Below are 16901 nucleotides of genomic sequence, written 5' to 3'. Positions count from 1 at the left end.
AAAAAGCGACCTTATGGTCGCTTTTTCTGATGTGTGGCTGTTTGTTTGTGCCAAAAATCAAGTCGAGCTTGCAGTTGTTTCTCAAAACCGCGCGGGCTTGGACGATAAAAGACCGGTTTTGTCCGGGCAAGGTTCTCCGGCCAGTAATTTTGTGGCACATAGGCATGTTCGAAGTCGTGCGGATACTGATAGGTGACGCCGTTCCCAAGTGCTGCTGCCCCTGGATGATGGGCATCGCGCAAGTGCGGCGGTACCGGACCGCCGTCTGAACGACGGACGAGTGTCAATGCTTGATCGATCGCTGAGATGACAGCATTCGATTTCGGTGCCGTCGCGAGATATAAGACGGTTTCAGCGAGCGGGATCCGTGCTTCCGGGAAACCGACGTACTCGCACGCGCGTGCGCAGGCATCGACCATCAATAACGCTTGCGGATCAGACAGCCCGATGTCTTCTGCTGCATGGACATAGAGACGACGAACGATGAAGCGCGGACTTTCGCCCGCTTCAATCATGACGGCGAGCCAGTAGAGCGCAGCATCGGGATCGGAACCCCGAATCGACTTGATGAAGGCAGAGATGACATCATAATGCCGATCGCCGTCCTTATCGTACTTCAATGCTTTTTGCTGAATCGATTCCTCGGCGACAGCAAGGTCGATCGTGATCTGACCATCGATTTCCGGTGTCGTTAAGACGGCAAGTTCAAGCGCATTCAATAATGCCCGGTAATCACCGTCTGACAACTTAACGTAATGATCGATCGCGTCATCCGTGATTGTGATCGGATATTTGCCAAGACCACGCTCTTCGTCCTTTAAGGTTCGATCGAGGACGATTCGTAAATCGTCTGCTGTCGGGGGCTCGAAACGGAAAACCGTTGCCCGCGATAAGAGAGCGGCATTGACCTCAAAACTCGGATTTTCCGTCGTCGCTCCGATCAACGTGATCGTACCTGCTTCAAGCGCCGGGAGTAAGGCGTCTTGTTGCATCTTATTGAATCGATGGATCTCATCGAGAAAGAGAATTGTTTTTTGATCCTCGAACTGAAGACGGGCTTCGGCTGCTTTTAGAATTTCCCGTAATTGTTCCAGTTTCGCTGTGACCGCGTTCAATTGCTCGAACGCTGATTTTGTATAACTAGAAATGACACGCGCGAGCGTCGTCTTACCGGTACCGGGTGGACCGTAAAAAATAACGGTTCCGAGGCGATCGGCTAAGATGGCACGCCGCAGGAGCGTCGTCTCTCCAATCAGATGACGTTGTCCGACGATTTCATCCAGATTCTGCGGACGCATTCGATTCGCGAGCGGTCCGGCAGGTGACTGGGATTCAAATAAATGTGCCATACACATACGCTCCTTCCACTTTTAGCTACTACTATACTAGAAAGGATGATCCTTCGCATGATGAAAATCTCGACGAAAGGGCGATATGGTCTAACGATCATGATCGCACTCGCGAAAGAAGCTGAATCTAAACCATTATCCCTAAAAAAAATCGCGCAGATGTATGACTTATCTGAGCATTATCTTGAACAGTTGATTGCCCCCCTTCGTAATGGAGGTCTCGTCAAAAGTGTCCGTGGTGCTTACGGCGGGTATAAGCTCGGTCGTGAAGCGCAAAACATCACAGCGGGTGAAATCATCCGTCTGCTTGAAGGACCACTCGTGGTCGTCGAAGGCGATGCATGTGACGAGGTCACGAAGCGCAAACTTTGGGATAAAATCCAGCAAGCAGTCGATCAAGTACTCGATTCAACGACGCTACAAGACTTAGCGGAAGAAGAAGATACAGGATACATGTTCTATATTTGAGAGGTGAAAACGAATGAATTATTTTGACCATTCGGCGACGACGCCGATGCGTCCGGAAGTCCTTGAGGCGATGACGCCTTATTTGCTCGAACAGTACGGTAACCCATCGAGTGTTCACGCGGCTGGTCGGTCTGCTCGTGCAGCAATTGATAAAGCACGCCGGCAGATCGCACAAGAATTGAACGCGAAACCAACCGAACTGATTTTTACGAGTGGTGGAACGGAATCGGATAATTATGCGATTTTCGGTGCGGCTGAGGCGGCGCGTGAAAAAGGGCGTCATCTCATTACGACACGGTTTGAGCACCATGCTGTATTACATGCGTTCGAAGAGCTCGAAAAACAAGGTTATGACGTCACGTATCTCGATGTTCCAGATACAGGTGTCGTCTCAATGGCTGCTTTGCAAGAAGCGGTACGGGAAGATACGACACTCGTCTCGATCATGTTCGGCAACAATGAAGTCGGAACGATTCAGCCGATTGCGGCATTCGGTCAATTTTTACGAGAACGCGGTATTTTGTTCCATACGGACGCGGTGCAAGTGTTCGGAAAACAAGCAATCGATGTCGAAGCGTTACAGGTCGATCTCTTATCCGCGTCTGGTCATAAAATCAATGGTCCAAAAGGAATCGGATTGTTGTATGTACGGACTGGTGTGAAGTTAGCGCCTCAAACGTTCGGAGGAGAACAGGAACGCAAGCGTCGTGCTGGTACGGAGAACGTACCGGGAATCGTCGGTTTAGCGAAAGCGCTCGAACTGATGATCGCAGAGCGTGATCAACAACAGGACCACATCAAACAACTGCGCAGCGTTTTACTGACGCGATTGGATGAAAGTGGCGTCACTTACGAAGTCAACGGCGTTGAAGGATTGCCGAATGTCCTCAATCTTTACTTCCCGCGGATTGAAATCGAACCGTTCCTGATCATGCTTGATATGCGCCAGATGGCCGTATCGAGCGGGAGTGCATGTACGGCAGGATCCGTCGAACCTTCGCATGTCTTATCGGCGATGTATGGCGAAGATGAACGGACACGAGCATCGGTCCGAATCAGTTTTGGTCACGGAAATGAGCTCGCGCAAGTCGAACTACTCGCACAAGCCTTGCAAGATGTCGTAAAATCGTTTCAGAATTAACTAAGAGGTGAAATAAATGAATACACGAGCGAAAGCCCCGAGTGAAACGACAGTCGTCGTTGGGATGTCGGGCGGTGTCGATTCTTCTGTGACCGCTCATTTATTAAAAGAGCAAGGCTATAACGTCATCGGAATCTTCATGAAAAACTGGGATGACACGGATGAGAACGGCTTTTGTACGGCGACGGAAGATTATGAAGACGTCATCGCGGTAGCCAATCAAATCGGCATTCCGTACTATGCGGTCAATTTCGAGAAAGAGTACTGGGATAAAGTCTTCACGTACTTCCTCGATGAATATAAACTCGGTCGGACACCGAATCCGGACGTCATGTGTAACAAGGAAATCAAGTTCAAAGCCTTCCTCGATCACGCGATGCGTCTTGGTGCCGATTTCGTCGCGACAGGGCACTATGCGCGTGCCGTCTATGAGGATGGAGAACATAAATTGCTTCGAGGCGTTGATGCAAACAAGGATCAAACATATTTCTTGAATCAATTGTCGCAAGAGCAAATCGCGAAGGCGATGTTCCCGATCGGGCACATGGAAAAATCAGAAGTGCGCCGGATCGCAGAAGAAGCGAACCTCGCAACGGCGAAGAAAAAAGACTCGACAGGCATTTGCTTCATTGGCGAGCGGAACTTCAAACAGTTCCTCGGTCAATATCTGCCGGCGCAACCCGGTGAGATGCGGACACTTGACGGCAACGTCATGGGACGTCACGATGGATTGATGTACTATACGATGGGGCAACGTCATGGACTCGGTATCGGTGGCGACGGAGAGCCTTGGTTCGTCGTCGGGAAAAATTTAGAGGAGAACATCCTCTATGTTGATCAAGGATTCCATAACGAATTGTTGTATTCGGAAGGATTACTTGCTTCAGATGTCAGCTGGACATCTGAGCGTCCGGTCGGTGAGACATTCCGTTGTACGGCGAAATTCCGTTACCGTCAACAAGATACAGCGGTCACGGTTCGTGTCCTCGAAGATGGACTCGATGTTTCATTTGACGAGCGTCAACGAGCAATCACACCTGGACAAGCGGTCGTGTTCTATGATGGAGATATCTGCCTCGGTGGTGCGACGATCGATGCAGCCTATAAAGCAGGCGAACGCCTCGCTTATCTAGCGTAAGGAGCAAAAGAAGATGAACTATAATGAAGTAGGATTCCGGCATCTAGAAGCTGGAAATTATGAATTAGCAGCACAAGCGTTTAACGATGCGATCGAACAAAACCCAAAAGATCCGACGGCGTACGTCAATCTTGGAACATTACTCCAATCGATGAACGACGCTGATCGTGCCCTTCGTTTTTATGACCGGGCACTGATGATCGATAATACGTTCGCGAGTGCTTATTATGCAAAAGGTGCCTTGTTCTTTGCTGCCGATCAACTCGTCGAAGCAGAGGAATCATTGCGCGCAGCCTTATTATATGGACTTGATGACGCTGATCTCCATTTCATGCTTGGGATGACGTATCAAAAACTCGGTGATCCAGTACGTGGGTTACCTCGTCTACAACGTGCGTCAGAACTAAACGGTGTCGATATCGAGATTGCATTCCAATACGGACTTGCCTTAGCGCAAAACGAGAAGTTGGAAGAAGCGGTCGAGATGTTCGAGCATGTCTTGATGCTTGACGAAACGCATACGGATGCACGATACAATTATGCGATTGCCCTTGCTTTCCTCGGTCAACAGGAAGCGTGTTATGCAGAACTCGAAGCGGTTCTTGCCTACCAGCCGGAACACGCTCTTGCGCGGGACGCGAAAGCGAAGATGGATGCGTTATTAAAACAAGCAGACTGATATAAAAAAGACGATTCCGCCTGGAGTCGTCTTTTTTATGCTATTTAATTCCCAACTTCACGAATGACGCGAAGTGGAGGTCCGGAAAAGTCTTCATAGGCTTCATCCATGTTTTTCGTATACAGTTCGATGACGTTATTTTCCGTATCCTTGAAATAAGCCGAATACTCTTTTTGGTTCGACGTCTCTTGTTCATCCCACTCTCTGAGCTTCACGGTGATCGAAGCTTCACGCAGTTGATTAAGCGCTTGTTGGAACTCGTCCTTCTCAACGTAGAAAGCACAGTGGACATGAACACCACCTTCGTCGTATAACGTATCCCATTCGGACACGGGTAAGTGTTTGACGGTACGTTCTTCCATTGTGAAGTCCCGTTTCAGCCACAGACCGAGTCGGGTGTTGCCGCCAATATAGAGCCAGGTTGCCCAGACCCCGTCTTGTTGAGACTGTTCTTTACTTGGTTCCGCATCCTCAGGTGCCCATTGCTCGACGATAGGAATGCCAAGTGTCCCATTCCAAAAACCGACCGCACGGTCCATATCTTCGACTTCCAGTACTAATTCACACAATCCTGCAATCGGTAAACGTGCCATCCTTGAACTCCTCCTCTTAACGAAATGTTTCAGGGTATCTTTCCCTGATTTAAAATCCGGTAAACGAATGCTATGATGAAAGCAGCGAATGAAAAAGAGAGAAAGAAGGTGGAGTGATGGAGCACCCCCATCAAGTCGTCGGGCGCGTCAAACGTGTGCTCTTTTCTTCTGAAGAAGAAGCACACTCCATTGTATTGGTCGCCGTCAAAGAAAAGAACTTTGAACTGAAAGAAACCGAGCTCGTCATCACGGGTACTGGGGTTGGGATCGAACTCGGAGGAACGTATCAAGCATTCGGTCGTCTCGTCGATCATCCCCGATTCGGAACACAACTGAAGGCGGAGCTGATTCGGCGATCGGTTCCGATGACAAAACATGCGACGATCCGCTTCTTGACGAATGGTTCGTTCACCGGCATTGGTCCGAAGACAGCGAAAAATATCGTCGATGCTCTCGGAGAAGAGGCAGTGGATCTCATTTTGAAAGATGAACGGGTACTAAATCAGGTGCCTGGGTTAAAACAAAAACAAGCTGACATCATCTTGAGTCGACTAGCCACGTTATACGGTGTCGATCAGTTGATGCTGTTCTTAGCACCGTTTGATGTTACACCGAAGCTAGCGGCAAAGATTTATGCTGCTTACGAAGGGGACGCGATGGCGCGAATACGAGAGAATCCATATTCCTTGATGTATGAAGTGAATGGGATTGGTTTTAAGACAGCCGATCATATCGCTTCACACCTTGGACTCGTCGGATTACACCCAGAGCGCGTCGCTGCTTCGATCATGCACATATTGGAACAAGAAGCAGGAGAGGGACACGCCTTTGCGACAGTCGACTCGCTATTGCAACGGGCGCCCCGGTTGCTTGGTGAAGACCCAGGGGAACGGCTAGAACAAGCGATTGAACTGTTGCTCGCTGAAGATAAGGTCAAGCTCGAAGAAGGCTGTCTGTATTTACCGACGATCTTTTATGCGGAAGTTCGGGCGGCGAAGGAACTCGCGCGTGTCATGGCGAACGGTGCCGAACAGGAAGTCGATGTCGCGACGATCCTTGAAGCAATCGGGCACCTCGAAGAACAGTTTGGCATGGAATATGCGGCGCAACAGCGGGAAGCGATCGAGTTAGCGGTCAAAGCACCGTTAATGGTTCTGACAGGTGGACCCGGTACCGGTAAGACGACCGTCATCAAGGGAATTTTACATGCTCTGCAAGAAATTCATGATTGGCCGCTTGAGAAAAGTCGCGTCAAGACGGGGGATGTCTATCCGTACGTTCTTGTCGCACCGACCGGACGCGCCGCTAAACGTCTATCGGAAGCAACGGACGTCCCAGCGATGACGATTCATCGTCTATTGAAGTATGACGGAACGAACTTTCAGCTGAATGAAGATCAGCCGATCACAGGGAAAGTACTGATCATCGATGAGTCGTCGATGATTGATATCTACTTGTTATCAAGTCTGCTCCGTGCTGTGCCGAACGGCATGAAAATCTTGTTCGTCGGTGACCGCGATCAGTTACCATCTGTCGGTCCAGGGCAGGTGCTGGCAGATTTGATGGATACGGAAGGGATTCCCGTCGTTCGTTTGAACGTCGTCCATCGCCAAGCGGAAGATTCTTCTATTTTACGGCTCGCGCACGATTTGAAGAACCGGACGACGTCAGCTGATTTGTTATCACCACTTGCGGATCGTCGCTTTTACACCGCGTCTCCGCAAGAGACGTTACGAGGCATCTCAGCCTTCGCGGAAAAAGCACTCGCAAAAGGGTATTCGAAATTCGATGTTCAGGTTCTGGCACCGACTTACCGTGGTCAGGTGGGAATCGACGAACTGAATGTCGCCTTGCAACGCGTCTACAATCCGGAGGAACCGAAAAAACGCGAAGTCAAACAAGGCACACGGATTTACCGGACCGGGGACAAGATTCTTCAGCTCGTCAACAATGCAGAAGAGAACGTCTATAACGGAGATATCGGCGAAATCGTCAATATTTTCTTCGCCAAAGAAAACGTCGACAAGGTGGATAAGATCATCGCCCGCTTCGACCAGACGGAAGTCGAGTACAACCGGAGTGACTGGGATCAATTCACGCATGCCTACGCGATTACGATTCACAAGGCACAAGGGTCCGAGTTTCCGATCGTCTTGATGCCGGTCTATTTCACGGGAGCATTCAAGCATTCCCGAAACTTGATTTATACGGCGGTCACCCGTGCGAAGTCGAGTTTATTATTGTTCGGCGACCCACGAGCGTTTCATAAAGCGTCGCAAGAAGAGGAGCCTCGGCGCCGAACACGATTGATTGAACGACTCGGTGGTGTGACAAAGACTTGACGGATGCTGTGCGATAGGTAATAATCACGATAGATGAATGGACGTAACACGTTGATGGAAGATAAGTAAAAGGAAAACTCGAGTCCAGAGAGAAGTGAGTCTGCTGCAATCACTTTCTCGAGTCCCTTTGAAGCTCCTTCCGGAGTCGGGTGTAAACACCTGCGGGTCATCCCCGTTATCAGATGTTCGAGGTAAGCAATGGATTGCTTACGAACGAGGGTGGTACCACGGAAGCGATGCTTTCGTCCCTTTTCAGGGATGAAGGCATCGCTTTTTTGCGTCCAAATAAAACCAATGGGGGTAACTGTTCATGAAAGCTCTAAAACCATTAACGGGTGCACAAATCCGTCAGATGTATCTTGATTTCTTCCAAAGCAAAGGGCATGCGATCGAACCGAGTGCTTCACTCGTACCGGTCGAGGATCCATCGCTCTTGTGGATCAACTCAGGGGTTGCGACACTCAAGAAGTATTTCGATGGTCGTGTCATTCCTGATAATCCACGTATCGTCAACGCACAAAAATCAATCCGGACGAACGATATCGAAAACGTCGGGAAAACAGCACGTCACCATACGTTCTTCGAGATGCTCGGAAACTTCTCTGTCGGTGATTACTTCCGTGAAGATGCGATCAAATGGGGCTGGGAACTCTTGACGAGTGATGACTGGTACGGTCTTGATCCGGAACGTCTCTCGGTCACGATTCACCCGGAAGATGACGCAGCGCGTCAAATCTGGCTTGAACTCGGTGTACCGGCTGAGCGGATCATTCCACTTGAAGATAACTTCTGGGAAATCGGTGAAGGTCCATCTGGTCCGAACACGGAAATCTTCTTCGACCGTGGACCTGCTTTTGGAGACGATCCGAACGATTCAGAACTCTACCCAGGTGGCGAAAACGAACGCTATCTCGAGATCTGGAATATCGTCTTCAGTCAGTACAACCACGATGGACACGGCAACTACACGGAACTTCCGCGTAAAAACATCGATACAGGAATGGGACTCGAACGGATGGCATGTGTCATGCAGGACGTGCCGACGAACTTCGATACGGATCTGTTCATGCCGATCATTCATAAGACAGAAGAAATCAGCGGTAAAATCTACCGTGACGATTCAAAACTGGATGTAGCATTCAAAGTTATCGCAGACCACATCCGTACCGTATCATTCGCAATCGGTGATGGTGCGCTTCCTTCGAATGAAGGTCGTGGATATGTCCTTCGTCGTTTACTACGCCGTGCGGTGCGTTATGCGAAGATGCTTGGAATCGAACGTCCGTTCATGTATGAACTCGTCGATACGGTCGGGAATGTCATGGTCGACTTCTACCCACAAGTGCCAGAAAAAGCAGACTTCATCAAACGTGTCATCAAAAACGAAGAAGAACGTTTCCACGAGACACTTCATGACGGTCTTGCAATCTTGAACACGGTCGCTCAGACGTCTAAGGCGAACGGTGAGCATGTCATCAGTGGCGAAGATGCGTTCCGTCTGTATGACACGTATGGTTTCCCACTCGAATTGACAGTCGAGTATGCGGAAGATCATCAGATGTCTGTTGATGAAGAAGGCTTCAAACTAGCGATGGATGCACAACGTCAGCGGGCACGTGCAGCGCGTGAAGAGAGTGGTTCGATGCAACAGCAATCGGAAGTCCTCTCGACGCTAAAAGATAAAAGTACGTTCGTCGGCTATACCGAACTTAAGGCGGATGCGAAAATCATCGCATTGTTGCATGATGGAGAACGAGTCACAGAAGTCGCTGCTGGTGAAGAAGCACAAGTCATTCTTGACATCACGCCGTTCTATGCTGAAAGTGGTGGTGAAGTCGCGGATACAGGAACAATCGAAGGCAAAGACTTCGTTCTTGATGTCAAAGATGTTCAAAAAGCACCAAACGGTCAAAACTTGCATACAGTCATCGTTCGTACAGGGATCGCAACGGAAGCAGCAGACGTCGTTGCAACAGTCGAAGCAGCAGAACGTAAAGCCGTCACGAAAAATCACACGGCAACACACTTGCTTCATAAAGCATTGAAAGATACGCTCGGAACACACGTCAACCAAGCGGGATCACTCGTTTCTCCAGACCGTCTTCGTTTTGACTTCTCACACTTCGGTGCAGTGACACAAGAAGAGTTGACAAAGATTGAACAAGACGTCAACCAAGCAATCTGGGCATCACTACCGGTTGATATCGAAGAGATGAACATCGCTGATGCAAAAGCAAAGGGCGCAATGGCATTGTTCGGTGAGAAGTACGGTGAAACGGTCCGCGTCGTCTCAGCAGGCACATACTCGATCGAGTTGTGTGGCGGTATCCACGTCGGGAACACAGCCGAAATCGGCTTGTTCAAGATTGTTTCAGAGTCCGGTATCGGTGCAGGTACACGCCGAATCGAAGCGGTAACAGGTGCAGGCGCGTATCGTGTTATGAATCAGCACTTGGAAACACTCGAACAAGCAGCAGCTGTCTTGAAGACGAAGACGACGGAAGTTCCTGTCCGCATCGAAGCACTGCAACAACAGCTCCGTGAGACGGAACGGGCAAACGAATCGTTGCAAGCAAAACTCGCGAACATCGAAGCTGCTTCGCTCAAGGACGATGTCGAAGAAATCAACGGTGTGCGTGTGCTTGCGAAACGTGTCGACGTCTCAGATATGGACGCCCTTCGCGGTATGATGGACGAGTTGAAGAGCTCACTCGGATCAGCAATCATCGTACTCGGTAGTGCGCAAGGGGAGAAAGTCAATCTCGTTGCAAGCGTCTCAAAAGATTTAATCGACCAAGGCTATCATGCTGGTAAATTGATCAAGGAAGTCGCAACACGCTGCGGTGGTGGCGGTGGCGGTCGCCCTGACATGGCTCAAGCTGGTGGAAAAGATGCGTCGAAATTAGAAGAAGCACTCGCGTACGCTTCACAATACGTGCAATCACTGGCATAATAGAAACGTAGTGTATATGAAAGAGGTGATGAACGTGAGTCAGATGGATCAAACGATGAAATTCAACTTTCCGGAAGACGATAACAAAGCAGCGACACGTGATGTGTTGTTGACGGTCTATCATGCTTTAGAAGAAAAAGGATATCATCCGATCAACCAAATCGTCGGCTATCTCCTTTCGGGAGATCCTGCTTACATTCCTCGTCATAATGACGCACGTAACTTAATTCGTAAGATTGAACGCGACGAATTGCTCGAAGAACTCGTGAAATCTTATTTGGCGGAGAGTGGAAATTCAAAATGAAACGTGCAATGGGACTAGATGTCGGTTCGAAGACGATCGGGGTAGCGGTCAGTGACTTGATGGGCTGGACGGCGCAAGGCGTCGAGACGGTCAAGTGGACGGAACCGGATTACCCAGAAGCCTTCAAACGGCTCGATGTCATCATGAAGACATACAATGTCGAAATCCTAGTCATTGGTCTTCCGAAAAACATGAACGGTTCCATCGGTCCCCGCGCAGAAGCAAGTGAAGCTTTTGCGAAGGAAATCGAACAGCATACCGGGCTTGAAGTCGTCTTCATGGATGAACGGTTGACGACGATGCAAGCAGAACGGATGCTGATCGATGCCGATGTCAGCCGTAAAAAGCGTAAACAAGTCATCGATAAGATGGCTGCCGTCATGATCCTGCAATCGTACTTGGATCGGACGAACCGATGAAGGGGGAGAAACCGATGGCTGAAGAAAAACGTCAGTATCTCTTTCCAGATGAAGAGGGCGGCGAACATCTTTTCGAAGAATGGTACCGTTACTCGAGTGAACGTACAGGAAAAACCTATCTGTTTCTTGAAATGATCGGTAACCCTGACGAAGGAGCAGATGATTTGATCATCTGTGAGATCGATGAATATGGAGAAGGCGAAGATGATTTCGAATTGAGCCTGATCGATGAAAATGATGAGCAAACTTGGGATGAACTCGAGCTTGCGTTAAAGGAGCGGATCACTGATGCAACAGAATGAACCAACACGTTACGTAATTCCGGACGGCGAAGGAAATGATTTCGAATTCGTAGAACGTCTGCGTTATGAAAGCCCACGTTCGAGCAAGACATACATCTTCCTCGAGCCAATCGGAGCAGACTATGACGAAGCAGAAGAAGTCGACATCTTCGTTTACGAACTCGACGAATACGGTGATGGAGATAACGACTTCAACCTCGTACCAATCGATGAAGACGATACAGCGACTTGGGATGAAATCGAAGAAGTCTTTAACACGCTCGAAGACCAGTTAGACTAACCCGACTCATGACAGGTGACGTCGTAAGAGACTATCTCTTACGATGTCACCTTGTTTTAAGAGAAGAAGGAGGAACCGATGGAGAACGAATGGAAGCAAAATGCTGAAATCGAAAAAAGGCGACGCCGGACATCACGCCGGATTACGCTAATCATCCTTTCTGTATTGTTGACGATTTTTCTAGTTGCCAGTGCGGTCGTCTATGTCTTTTTGAAAAATGCGCTTGAACCAGTCGATGAAACAGCGACGAAATCTGTCAAAGTCGAAATTCCTTTAGGAGCAGGGACGAGTTCGATTGCTTCTTTACTAAAGGAAAAAGACTTAATCGCAAATGAGACGATTTTCCGTTACTACGTCCGCTATAAGAATGAATCGTCATTCCAAGCGGGTACGTATACACTGTCACAAGCCATGTCCCCGGATGAAATCATCAATGAATTGAAAACGGGAACGGTCATGAAGGCAGCGGATGTGAAAATCACGTTACCTGAAGGCATCACGATGGATCGTCAAATTGCTTTGATCGCAAAAGCGACGAACTTCAAGGAAGAGACGATCCGTGAAGAATTGACGGATGCGACATTCATCGACAGCATGATTGAAAAATATCCGATGTTGACGGATGAAGTGAAGAAGAATGGTGTCCTGTATGCACTTGAAGGTTACCTCTTCCCAGCAACGTATGAATTTGATAAAGGAAAAAGCATTGATCAAATCGTCGAGACGATGCTTGATGAAACAGAAAAAGTCTACGATGAGAATGTGGATGCCATTCAAAAATCAGGCATGACCTTCCATGAAGTACTCAGTCTCGGTTCCATGGTCGAGCGTGAAGCGGCTACACCAGATGATCGTCGTGAAATCGCTGGTGTCTTCAAAAATCGATTGGATGACGGCATGAAGTTACAGTCGGATCCAACGGTTTGGTATGGCACAGGTGAAAATACAGCTTTAACGACGCTGAAGGACCTCGAGAACAATTCGAAGTACAATACGTACAAGTACGAAGGGATTCCGATTGGTCCGATTTCAACGGTCAGTAAGGATTCGGTACTTGCCGTGTTAAATCCGAATAAAACGAAATATGTCTATTTCTTCGCCCGTCCACCAAGTGATAAACATCCACGAGGACAGATTCTATACGAAGAGACATATGAAGAACATCAACGAAACGTCGTTAAGTATAAGCCGGAATGGGTGGAATACGAAGCGAGTAAAGAGCAATGAGCAACGGGTTGGGTTGAAGCGGGAAGTTCGCTTCAAGTCAACCTGTTTATGCGGAAGAGGGAGTGAATGGCGTGAATGATTTCACGACCTATGTCGAATCAATGATTCATCCTCGAGATGCTCTGTTAGAAGAAATGGAGCGTTATGCGGAAGAACATCATATACCAATCATCGAACTGACAGGTTCCGAAGTCTTGTTATCGCTCCTGCGATTACAACAACCGAAGCGTATTCTAGAAGTCGGAACCGCAATCGGATATAGTGCGATTCGGATGGCCCGAGCGCTACCGGATGCGCGCATTACGACGATTGAACGGAATGCAAAGCGGTATGAAGAAGCAAAAACCTTCATCGCCCGGTCAGATGTGGCGGACCGGATTGACATCATTTTTGGTGATGCAGTAGAATTAGCCGAAACGCTTGAAGACCAGTTCGATGCGGTCTTCATTGATGCAGCTAAAGGACAGTATAAAAAATTCTTTGCAGGATATGGGCGACTCATTCCTGAGGGCGGCGTGCTCTATACGGATAATCTCTTCTTACACGGAGATGTCCTCGAGTCTGATCCGAAGACATTCGATCGAAGAAGACGTCGACTCGTGCGTCTCGTCAAGGAATTCACGGTCTGGATGATGGAACAAGAACAATACGATACGACGATTTTTCCGCTCGGTGACGGTGTATCCGTCAGTCGGAAAAAGTCGAAATGATGGAGGAACGAAAGACATGCAAAAACCGGTAGTAATTGGTGTAGCGGGCGGAACGGGTTCAGGGAAGACGACGGTGGCACGTTCACTCGTCGATGCGTTCCCAAGTGAATCAATCGTCATGATTGAGCAGGACGCGTATTATAAAGATCAAAGTGATTTATCAATGGAGGAGCGGTATCAGACAAACTATGATCACCCGTTCGCTTTTGATAATGGTCTATTGATTGAGCACATTCAGTCGCTCCGTGAGAACATTGCCGTTGAAAAACCGGTATATGACTATGTCGCCCACACGCGGGCACAAGAAACGATTCGTCTCGAACCACGCGATGTCATCATCGTAGAAGGAATTTTAGCGCTTGAAGACGAACGGTTACGGGAACTAATGGATATCAAGGTGTTCGTCGATACGGATGCGGACGTTCGCATTCTGCGTCGGATGCAACGCGATATCAACGAACGTGGACGTTCGATCGACTCAGTTGTTGAGCAGTACACGAATGTCGTTCGTCCGATGCATCTGCAGTTCTGTGAACCAACAAAACGGTATGCGGACATCATCGTACCGGAAGGCGGCGAGAATCATGTCGCGATCGATTTACTTGTGACGAAGATTCGAGCGATTCTTGATTATCGTTCAGCACTCGATCAAAGAGGATATTGATTCCAAAAAAGATGTGAATATACTATACTAGTGGAATAAAAAGGAGCGTGACAAAAATGGCAGAAAAGCAATACTACATGACGCTTGAAGGTAAAGCGAACATTGAAAATGAATTGAATGAATTGAAGTCAGTCCGCCGGAAAGAAGTCGTCGAGAACATCAAAATCGCCCGTTCGTTCGGTGACCTTTCAGAGAACGCTGAGTACGATTCAGCAAAAGAAGAGCAAGCGATGGTCGAAGGCCGGATCGCTCAACTTGAAGAGATGCTTCGTAATGTTGCCATCATCTCAGAAGAAGAGAAGGATATCTCGGTCGTTGGTATTGGAACGACGGTCACTTTCTTAAGTGTCGAAGATAACGAAGAAGATACGTACACGATCGTCGGTAGTGCCGAAGCAGATCCGTTCACGGGTAAAATCTCAAACGAATCACCAATCGCGAAAAGTTTAATGGGGCACCAAGTCGGAGATCAAGTCTCTGTACCAGCACCAGGCGGCGAATACGCAGTAAAAATTACATCGATTAAATAAAGAACACAGGAGCCGGAGCAATCCGGCTTTCTGTTTGATGGAGGAATGTACCATGCCAATCGCAATCATCGGCGCAATGGAAGAGGAAGTCAACTTATTGCGTAATGAGTTATCAGAACGTAAAGATACAGTCATCGCAAACTATCATTTTTATGAAGGGCTTTTAAATAGTGTCCCTGTCGTTATCTTGAAGTCAGGAATCGGGAAAGTGAACGCTGCGATCGGGACGACACTATTGCTGGATCACTATAAACCAAGTGCTGTCATCAATACGGGCTCAGCAGGTGGATTCAAGGAAGGCTTAACGGTCGGGGATGTCGTCGTCTCAACAGAAGTACGTCACCACGACGTCGACGTGACGGCATTTGGATACGAATATGGTCAGGTACCTGGAATGCCAGCTGCCTATCAAGCAGATCCGAAGCTTGTTGCGACGGCAGAAGCCGTCATTGAGCGGATGGATGCGATTCGCGTCGTTCATGGATTGATTGCGACAGGCGATTCATTCATCCACGATTCAGAGCGCTCTGCTCAAATCAAGGCGCACTTCCCAGAAGTCGCAGCCGTCGAGATGGAAGCAGCACCAATCGCACAAGTCTGTCATCAGTTCGGTGTTCCGTTCGTCGTAACGCGTTCGATTTCAGATAGCGCCAATGAAGAAGCGTCACTCTCGTTTGATGAGTTCCTCGAGATTGCGTCAATCAATTCCGCTAAAATGGTCATGGAAGTCGTACGGACGTTAGCAGAATGAGGTATGGGGAAGGGCACGGGAGACCATGCTCTTCCTTTTTTCTTTGACAAAAGCATATTAACGCTTTATATTAGTACCAGATACTAATAACAAAAGGGGATGCCTTATGAAGATCGGGATTGTAGGATTAGGAACGTCTTTGCCGTCACGCCGCGTGACGAACGATGAATTAGCAACGACGCTCGATACGAGCGATGAATGGATTCGGACACGGACAGGAATCGGGGCACGACGGATTGCAGCCGATGATGTGGATGTCACTGACTTAGCGACAGAAGCTGCTCAGAAAGCGCTTGATGATGCTGGATTGACAGTAGAGGACATCGGGTTGATCGTCGTAGGAACGGCAACAGGACGAGCATTTCCGTCTACTGCCTGTATCGTTCAAGAGCGTTTAGGGGCACGTGGAGCGACTGCATTCGATATTAGTGCGGCATGTAGTGGTTTCATCTTCGCATTACAAACAGCTGCTAGCATGTTAGCAACAGTCGAAGGAAAACATGCGCTCGTCATCGGCGCTGAAAAAATGTCGAGCATCGTCGACTGGTCAGACCGGTCAACTGCCATCTTATTTGGAGACGGTGCAGGGGCGGTCGTCATCGGACAAACTGAGCAAGAGGGTCTTAATGCCTTTGAGCTTGGAACAGATGGACGTGGCGCTCATCTGTTATTTAAGGACATCGATGGACCAATCGAGATGAATGGTCGTGAAGTCTTTAAGTTCGCTGTGCGTAAATTACCGGAAATCGTTGAAAAAGTCATTCAAAAAGCGGATAGTACGCTCGAAGACATCGATATCTTGATCCCGCATCAAGCAAACCTACGCATCATTGATGCAGCGTGCGAACGACTGCATATACCGCAAGAGAAAGTCATCGTCACCATCGATGAGCATGCGAATACATCGGCTGCTTCGATCCCACTTGCACTCGAAGAAGCACGTCAACAAGGTCGTCTGACACCAGGTACGAAACTTGTACTTGCTGGATTCGGTGCCGGATTGACTTGGGGAGCAGCATACATTACTTGGACTAAAGGAGAGAACACATAA

18 protein-coding genes and 1 other annotated feature are annotated in these 16901 nt (G+C 48.6%); of the genes, 16 read left to right on the top strand and 2 right to left on the bottom strand.

Going from position 1 to position 16901, the window contains the following annotated elements:
- Positions 1 to 11: 11 nt before the first annotated feature.
- Complete coding sequence (locus tag K7G97_RS11625; RefSeq protein ID WP_223040631.1) at positions 12 to 1349, bottom strand: replication-associated recombination protein A; 1338 nt, start codon at positions 1347 to 1349, stop codon at positions 12 to 14.
- A 60-nt stretch (positions 1350 to 1409) separates the two neighbouring features.
- On the opposite strand from K7G97_RS11625, the gene cymR reads away from it, so the two are divergent.
- From cymR to K7G97_RS11605, 4 genes are read left to right on the top strand one after another with little or no spacing between them, the layout of a single operon-like run.
- Entirely contained in the window at positions 1410 to 1817 is a 408-nt protein-coding gene (gene cymR, locus K7G97_RS11620; protein WP_029342236.1) for a cysteine metabolism transcriptional regulator CymR, read from the top strand.
- Positions 1818 to 1830: 13 nt separating this feature from the next.
- Positions 1831 to 2958, top strand: a complete 1128-nt coding sequence (locus K7G97_RS11615) for a cysteine desulfurase family protein (RefSeq protein ID WP_214770977.1) — start codon at positions 1831 to 1833, stop codon at positions 2956 to 2958.
- Positions 2959 to 2974: 16 nt separating this feature from the next.
- The gene (mnmA, locus tag K7G97_RS11610) at positions 2975 to 4096 is read left to right on the top strand and encodes a tRNA 2-thiouridine(34) synthase MnmA (protein ID WP_064299568.1); all 1122 of its coding nucleotides are present in this window, start codon (positions 2975 to 2977) and stop codon (positions 4094 to 4096) included.
- A gap of 13 nt (positions 4097 to 4109) precedes the next feature.
- Positions 4110 to 4775, top strand: coding sequence for a tetratricopeptide repeat protein (locus K7G97_RS11605; protein ID WP_058703823.1), 666 nt, complete (start codon positions 4110 to 4112; stop codon positions 4773 to 4775).
- Between the two features lie 44 nt (positions 4776 to 4819).
- Here the strand turns inward: K7G97_RS11605 and K7G97_RS11600 are convergent, their stop codons facing one another.
- Positions 4820 to 5368 carry a VOC family protein gene (locus tag K7G97_RS11600; protein ID WP_223040630.1) on the bottom strand — a complete coding sequence of 183 codons (549 nt, stop codon included), beginning with the start codon at positions 5366 to 5368 and terminating at the stop codon, positions 4820 to 4822.
- A 116-nt stretch (positions 5369 to 5484) separates the two neighbouring features.
- On the opposite strand from K7G97_RS11600, the gene recD2 reads away from it, so the two are divergent.
- The 12 genes from recD2 to K7G97_RS11540 all read left to right on the top strand — a co-directional run bounded on the left by recD2 (position 5485) and on the right by K7G97_RS11540 (position 16901).
- Positions 5485 to 7710 (top strand): SF1B family DNA helicase RecD2, encoded by a 2226-nt coding sequence (gene recD2, locus K7G97_RS11595; RefSeq protein WP_223040629.1) that lies wholly within the window; start codon positions 5485 to 5487, stop codon positions 7708 to 7710.
- A 42-nt stretch (positions 7711 to 7752) separates the two neighbouring features.
- Positions 7753 to 7963 (top strand) — a binding site (T-box leader).
- Positions 7964 to 8020: 57 nt separating this feature from the next.
- Positions 8021 to 10663 (top strand): alanine--tRNA ligase, encoded by a 2643-nt coding sequence (alaS, locus tag K7G97_RS11590; RefSeq protein WP_223040628.1) that lies wholly within the window; start codon positions 8021 to 8023, stop codon positions 10661 to 10663.
- A 34-nt stretch (positions 10664 to 10697) separates the two neighbouring features.
- Positions 10698 to 10967: an IreB family regulatory phosphoprotein gene (locus tag K7G97_RS11585; RefSeq protein ID WP_029342229.1), complete on the top strand. Its 270-nt coding sequence runs from the start codon at positions 10698 to 10700 to the stop codon at positions 10965 to 10967.
- Positions 10964 to 11386 carry a Holliday junction resolvase RuvX gene (gene ruvX, locus K7G97_RS11580; RefSeq protein WP_023468910.1) on the top strand — a complete coding sequence of 141 codons (423 nt, stop codon included), beginning with the start codon at positions 10964 to 10966 and terminating at the stop codon, positions 11384 to 11386. Before K7G97_RS11585 ends, ruvX begins: the two co-directional genes overlap by 4 nt.
- A 14-nt stretch (positions 11387 to 11400) precedes the next feature.
- Positions 11401 to 11688 carry a DUF1292 domain-containing protein gene (locus tag K7G97_RS11575; protein ID WP_023468909.1) on the top strand — a complete coding sequence of 96 codons (288 nt, stop codon included), beginning with the start codon at positions 11401 to 11403 and terminating at the stop codon, positions 11686 to 11688.
- Positions 11675 to 11968 (top strand): DUF1292 domain-containing protein, encoded by a 294-nt coding sequence (locus K7G97_RS11570; RefSeq protein WP_023468908.1) that lies wholly within the window; start codon positions 11675 to 11677, stop codon positions 11966 to 11968. Before K7G97_RS11575 ends, K7G97_RS11570 begins: the two co-directional genes overlap by 14 nt.
- A 78-nt stretch (positions 11969 to 12046) precedes the next feature.
- Complete coding sequence (mltG, locus tag K7G97_RS11565) at positions 12047 to 13195, top strand: endolytic transglycosylase MltG (protein WP_223040627.1); 1149 nt, start codon at positions 12047 to 12049, stop codon at positions 13193 to 13195.
- A 71-nt stretch (positions 13196 to 13266) separates the two neighbouring features.
- Positions 13267 to 13905, top strand: a complete 639-nt coding sequence (locus K7G97_RS11560) for an O-methyltransferase (protein ID WP_023468906.1) — start codon at positions 13267 to 13269, stop codon at positions 13903 to 13905.
- A 16-nt stretch (positions 13906 to 13921) separates the two neighbouring features.
- The gene (udk, locus tag K7G97_RS11555) at positions 13922 to 14569 is read left to right on the top strand and encodes a uridine kinase (RefSeq protein ID WP_023468905.1); all 648 of its coding nucleotides are present in this window, start codon (positions 13922 to 13924) and stop codon (positions 14567 to 14569) included.
- 56 nt (positions 14570 to 14625) lie between these two features.
- A complete protein-coding gene (gene greA, locus K7G97_RS11550) occupies positions 14626 to 15099 on the top strand; it encodes a transcription elongation factor GreA (protein ID WP_029342224.1) in 474 nt (157 codons plus the stop codon).
- 52 nt (positions 15100 to 15151) lie between these two features.
- Positions 15152 to 15850 carry a 5'-methylthioadenosine/S-adenosylhomocysteine nucleosidase gene (gene mtnN, locus K7G97_RS11545; protein WP_023468903.1) on the top strand — a complete coding sequence of 233 codons (699 nt, stop codon included), beginning with the start codon at positions 15152 to 15154 and terminating at the stop codon, positions 15848 to 15850.
- A 106-nt stretch (positions 15851 to 15956) separates the two neighbouring features.
- Positions 15957 to 16901 carry a beta-ketoacyl-ACP synthase III gene (locus K7G97_RS11540; RefSeq protein ID WP_064299572.1) on the top strand — a complete coding sequence of 315 codons (945 nt, stop codon included), beginning with the start codon at positions 15957 to 15959 and terminating at the stop codon, positions 16899 to 16901.

The sequence above is a fragment of the Exiguobacterium acetylicum genome, from assembly GCF_019890935.1.
Taxonomy (GTDB): Bacteria; Bacillota; Bacilli; order Exiguobacteriales; family Exiguobacteriaceae; genus Exiguobacterium_A; species Exiguobacterium_A abrahamii.
This window is presented reverse-complemented; position numbering and strand designations above follow the sequence as displayed.

Bases quoted from the DNA above. Each gene is read 5' to 3' on its own strand.
- K7G97_RS11625 (WP_223040631.1), bottom strand. From the start codon at position 1,349: ATGGCACATTTATTTGAATCCCAGTCACCTGCCGGACCGCTCGCGAAT.
- cymR (WP_029342236.1), top strand. From the start codon at position 1,410: ATGAAAATCTCGACGAAAGGGCGATATGGTCTAACGATCATGATCGCA.
- K7G97_RS11615 (WP_214770977.1), top strand. From the start codon at position 1,831: ATGAATTATTTTGACCATTCGGCGACGACGCCGATGCGTCCGGAAGTC.
- mnmA (WP_064299568.1), top strand. From the start codon at position 2,975: ATGAATACACGAGCGAAAGCCCCGAGTGAAACGACAGTCGTCGTTGGG.
- K7G97_RS11605 (WP_058703823.1), top strand. From the start codon at position 4,110: ATGAACTATAATGAAGTAGGATTCCGGCATCTAGAAGCTGGAAATTAT.
- K7G97_RS11600 (WP_223040630.1), bottom strand. From the start codon at position 5,368: ATGGCACGTTTACCGATTGCAGGATTGTGTGAATTAGTACTGGAAGTC.
- recD2 (WP_223040629.1), top strand. From the start codon at position 5,485: ATGGAGCACCCCCATCAAGTCGTCGGGCGCGTCAAACGTGTGCTCTTT.
- alaS (WP_223040628.1), top strand. From the start codon at position 8,021: ATGAAAGCTCTAAAACCATTAACGGGTGCACAAATCCGTCAGATGTAT.
- ruvX (WP_023468910.1), top strand. From the start codon at position 10,964: ATGAAACGTGCAATGGGACTAGATGTCGGTTCGAAGACGATCGGGGTA.
- K7G97_RS11575 (WP_023468909.1), top strand. From the start codon at position 11,401: ATGGCTGAAGAAAAACGTCAGTATCTCTTTCCAGATGAAGAGGGCGGC.
- K7G97_RS11570 (WP_023468908.1), top strand. From the start codon at position 11,675: ATGCAACAGAATGAACCAACACGTTACGTAATTCCGGACGGCGAAGGA.
- mltG (WP_223040627.1), top strand. From the start codon at position 12,047: ATGGAGAACGAATGGAAGCAAAATGCTGAAATCGAAAAAAGGCGACGC.
- udk (WP_023468905.1), top strand. From the start codon at position 13,922: ATGCAAAAACCGGTAGTAATTGGTGTAGCGGGCGGAACGGGTTCAGGG.
- greA (WP_029342224.1), top strand. From the start codon at position 14,626: ATGGCAGAAAAGCAATACTACATGACGCTTGAAGGTAAAGCGAACATT.
- mtnN (WP_023468903.1), top strand. From the start codon at position 15,152: ATGCCAATCGCAATCATCGGCGCAATGGAAGAGGAAGTCAACTTATTG.
- K7G97_RS11540 (WP_064299572.1), top strand. From the start codon at position 15,957: ATGAAGATCGGGATTGTAGGATTAGGAACGTCTTTGCCGTCACGCCGC.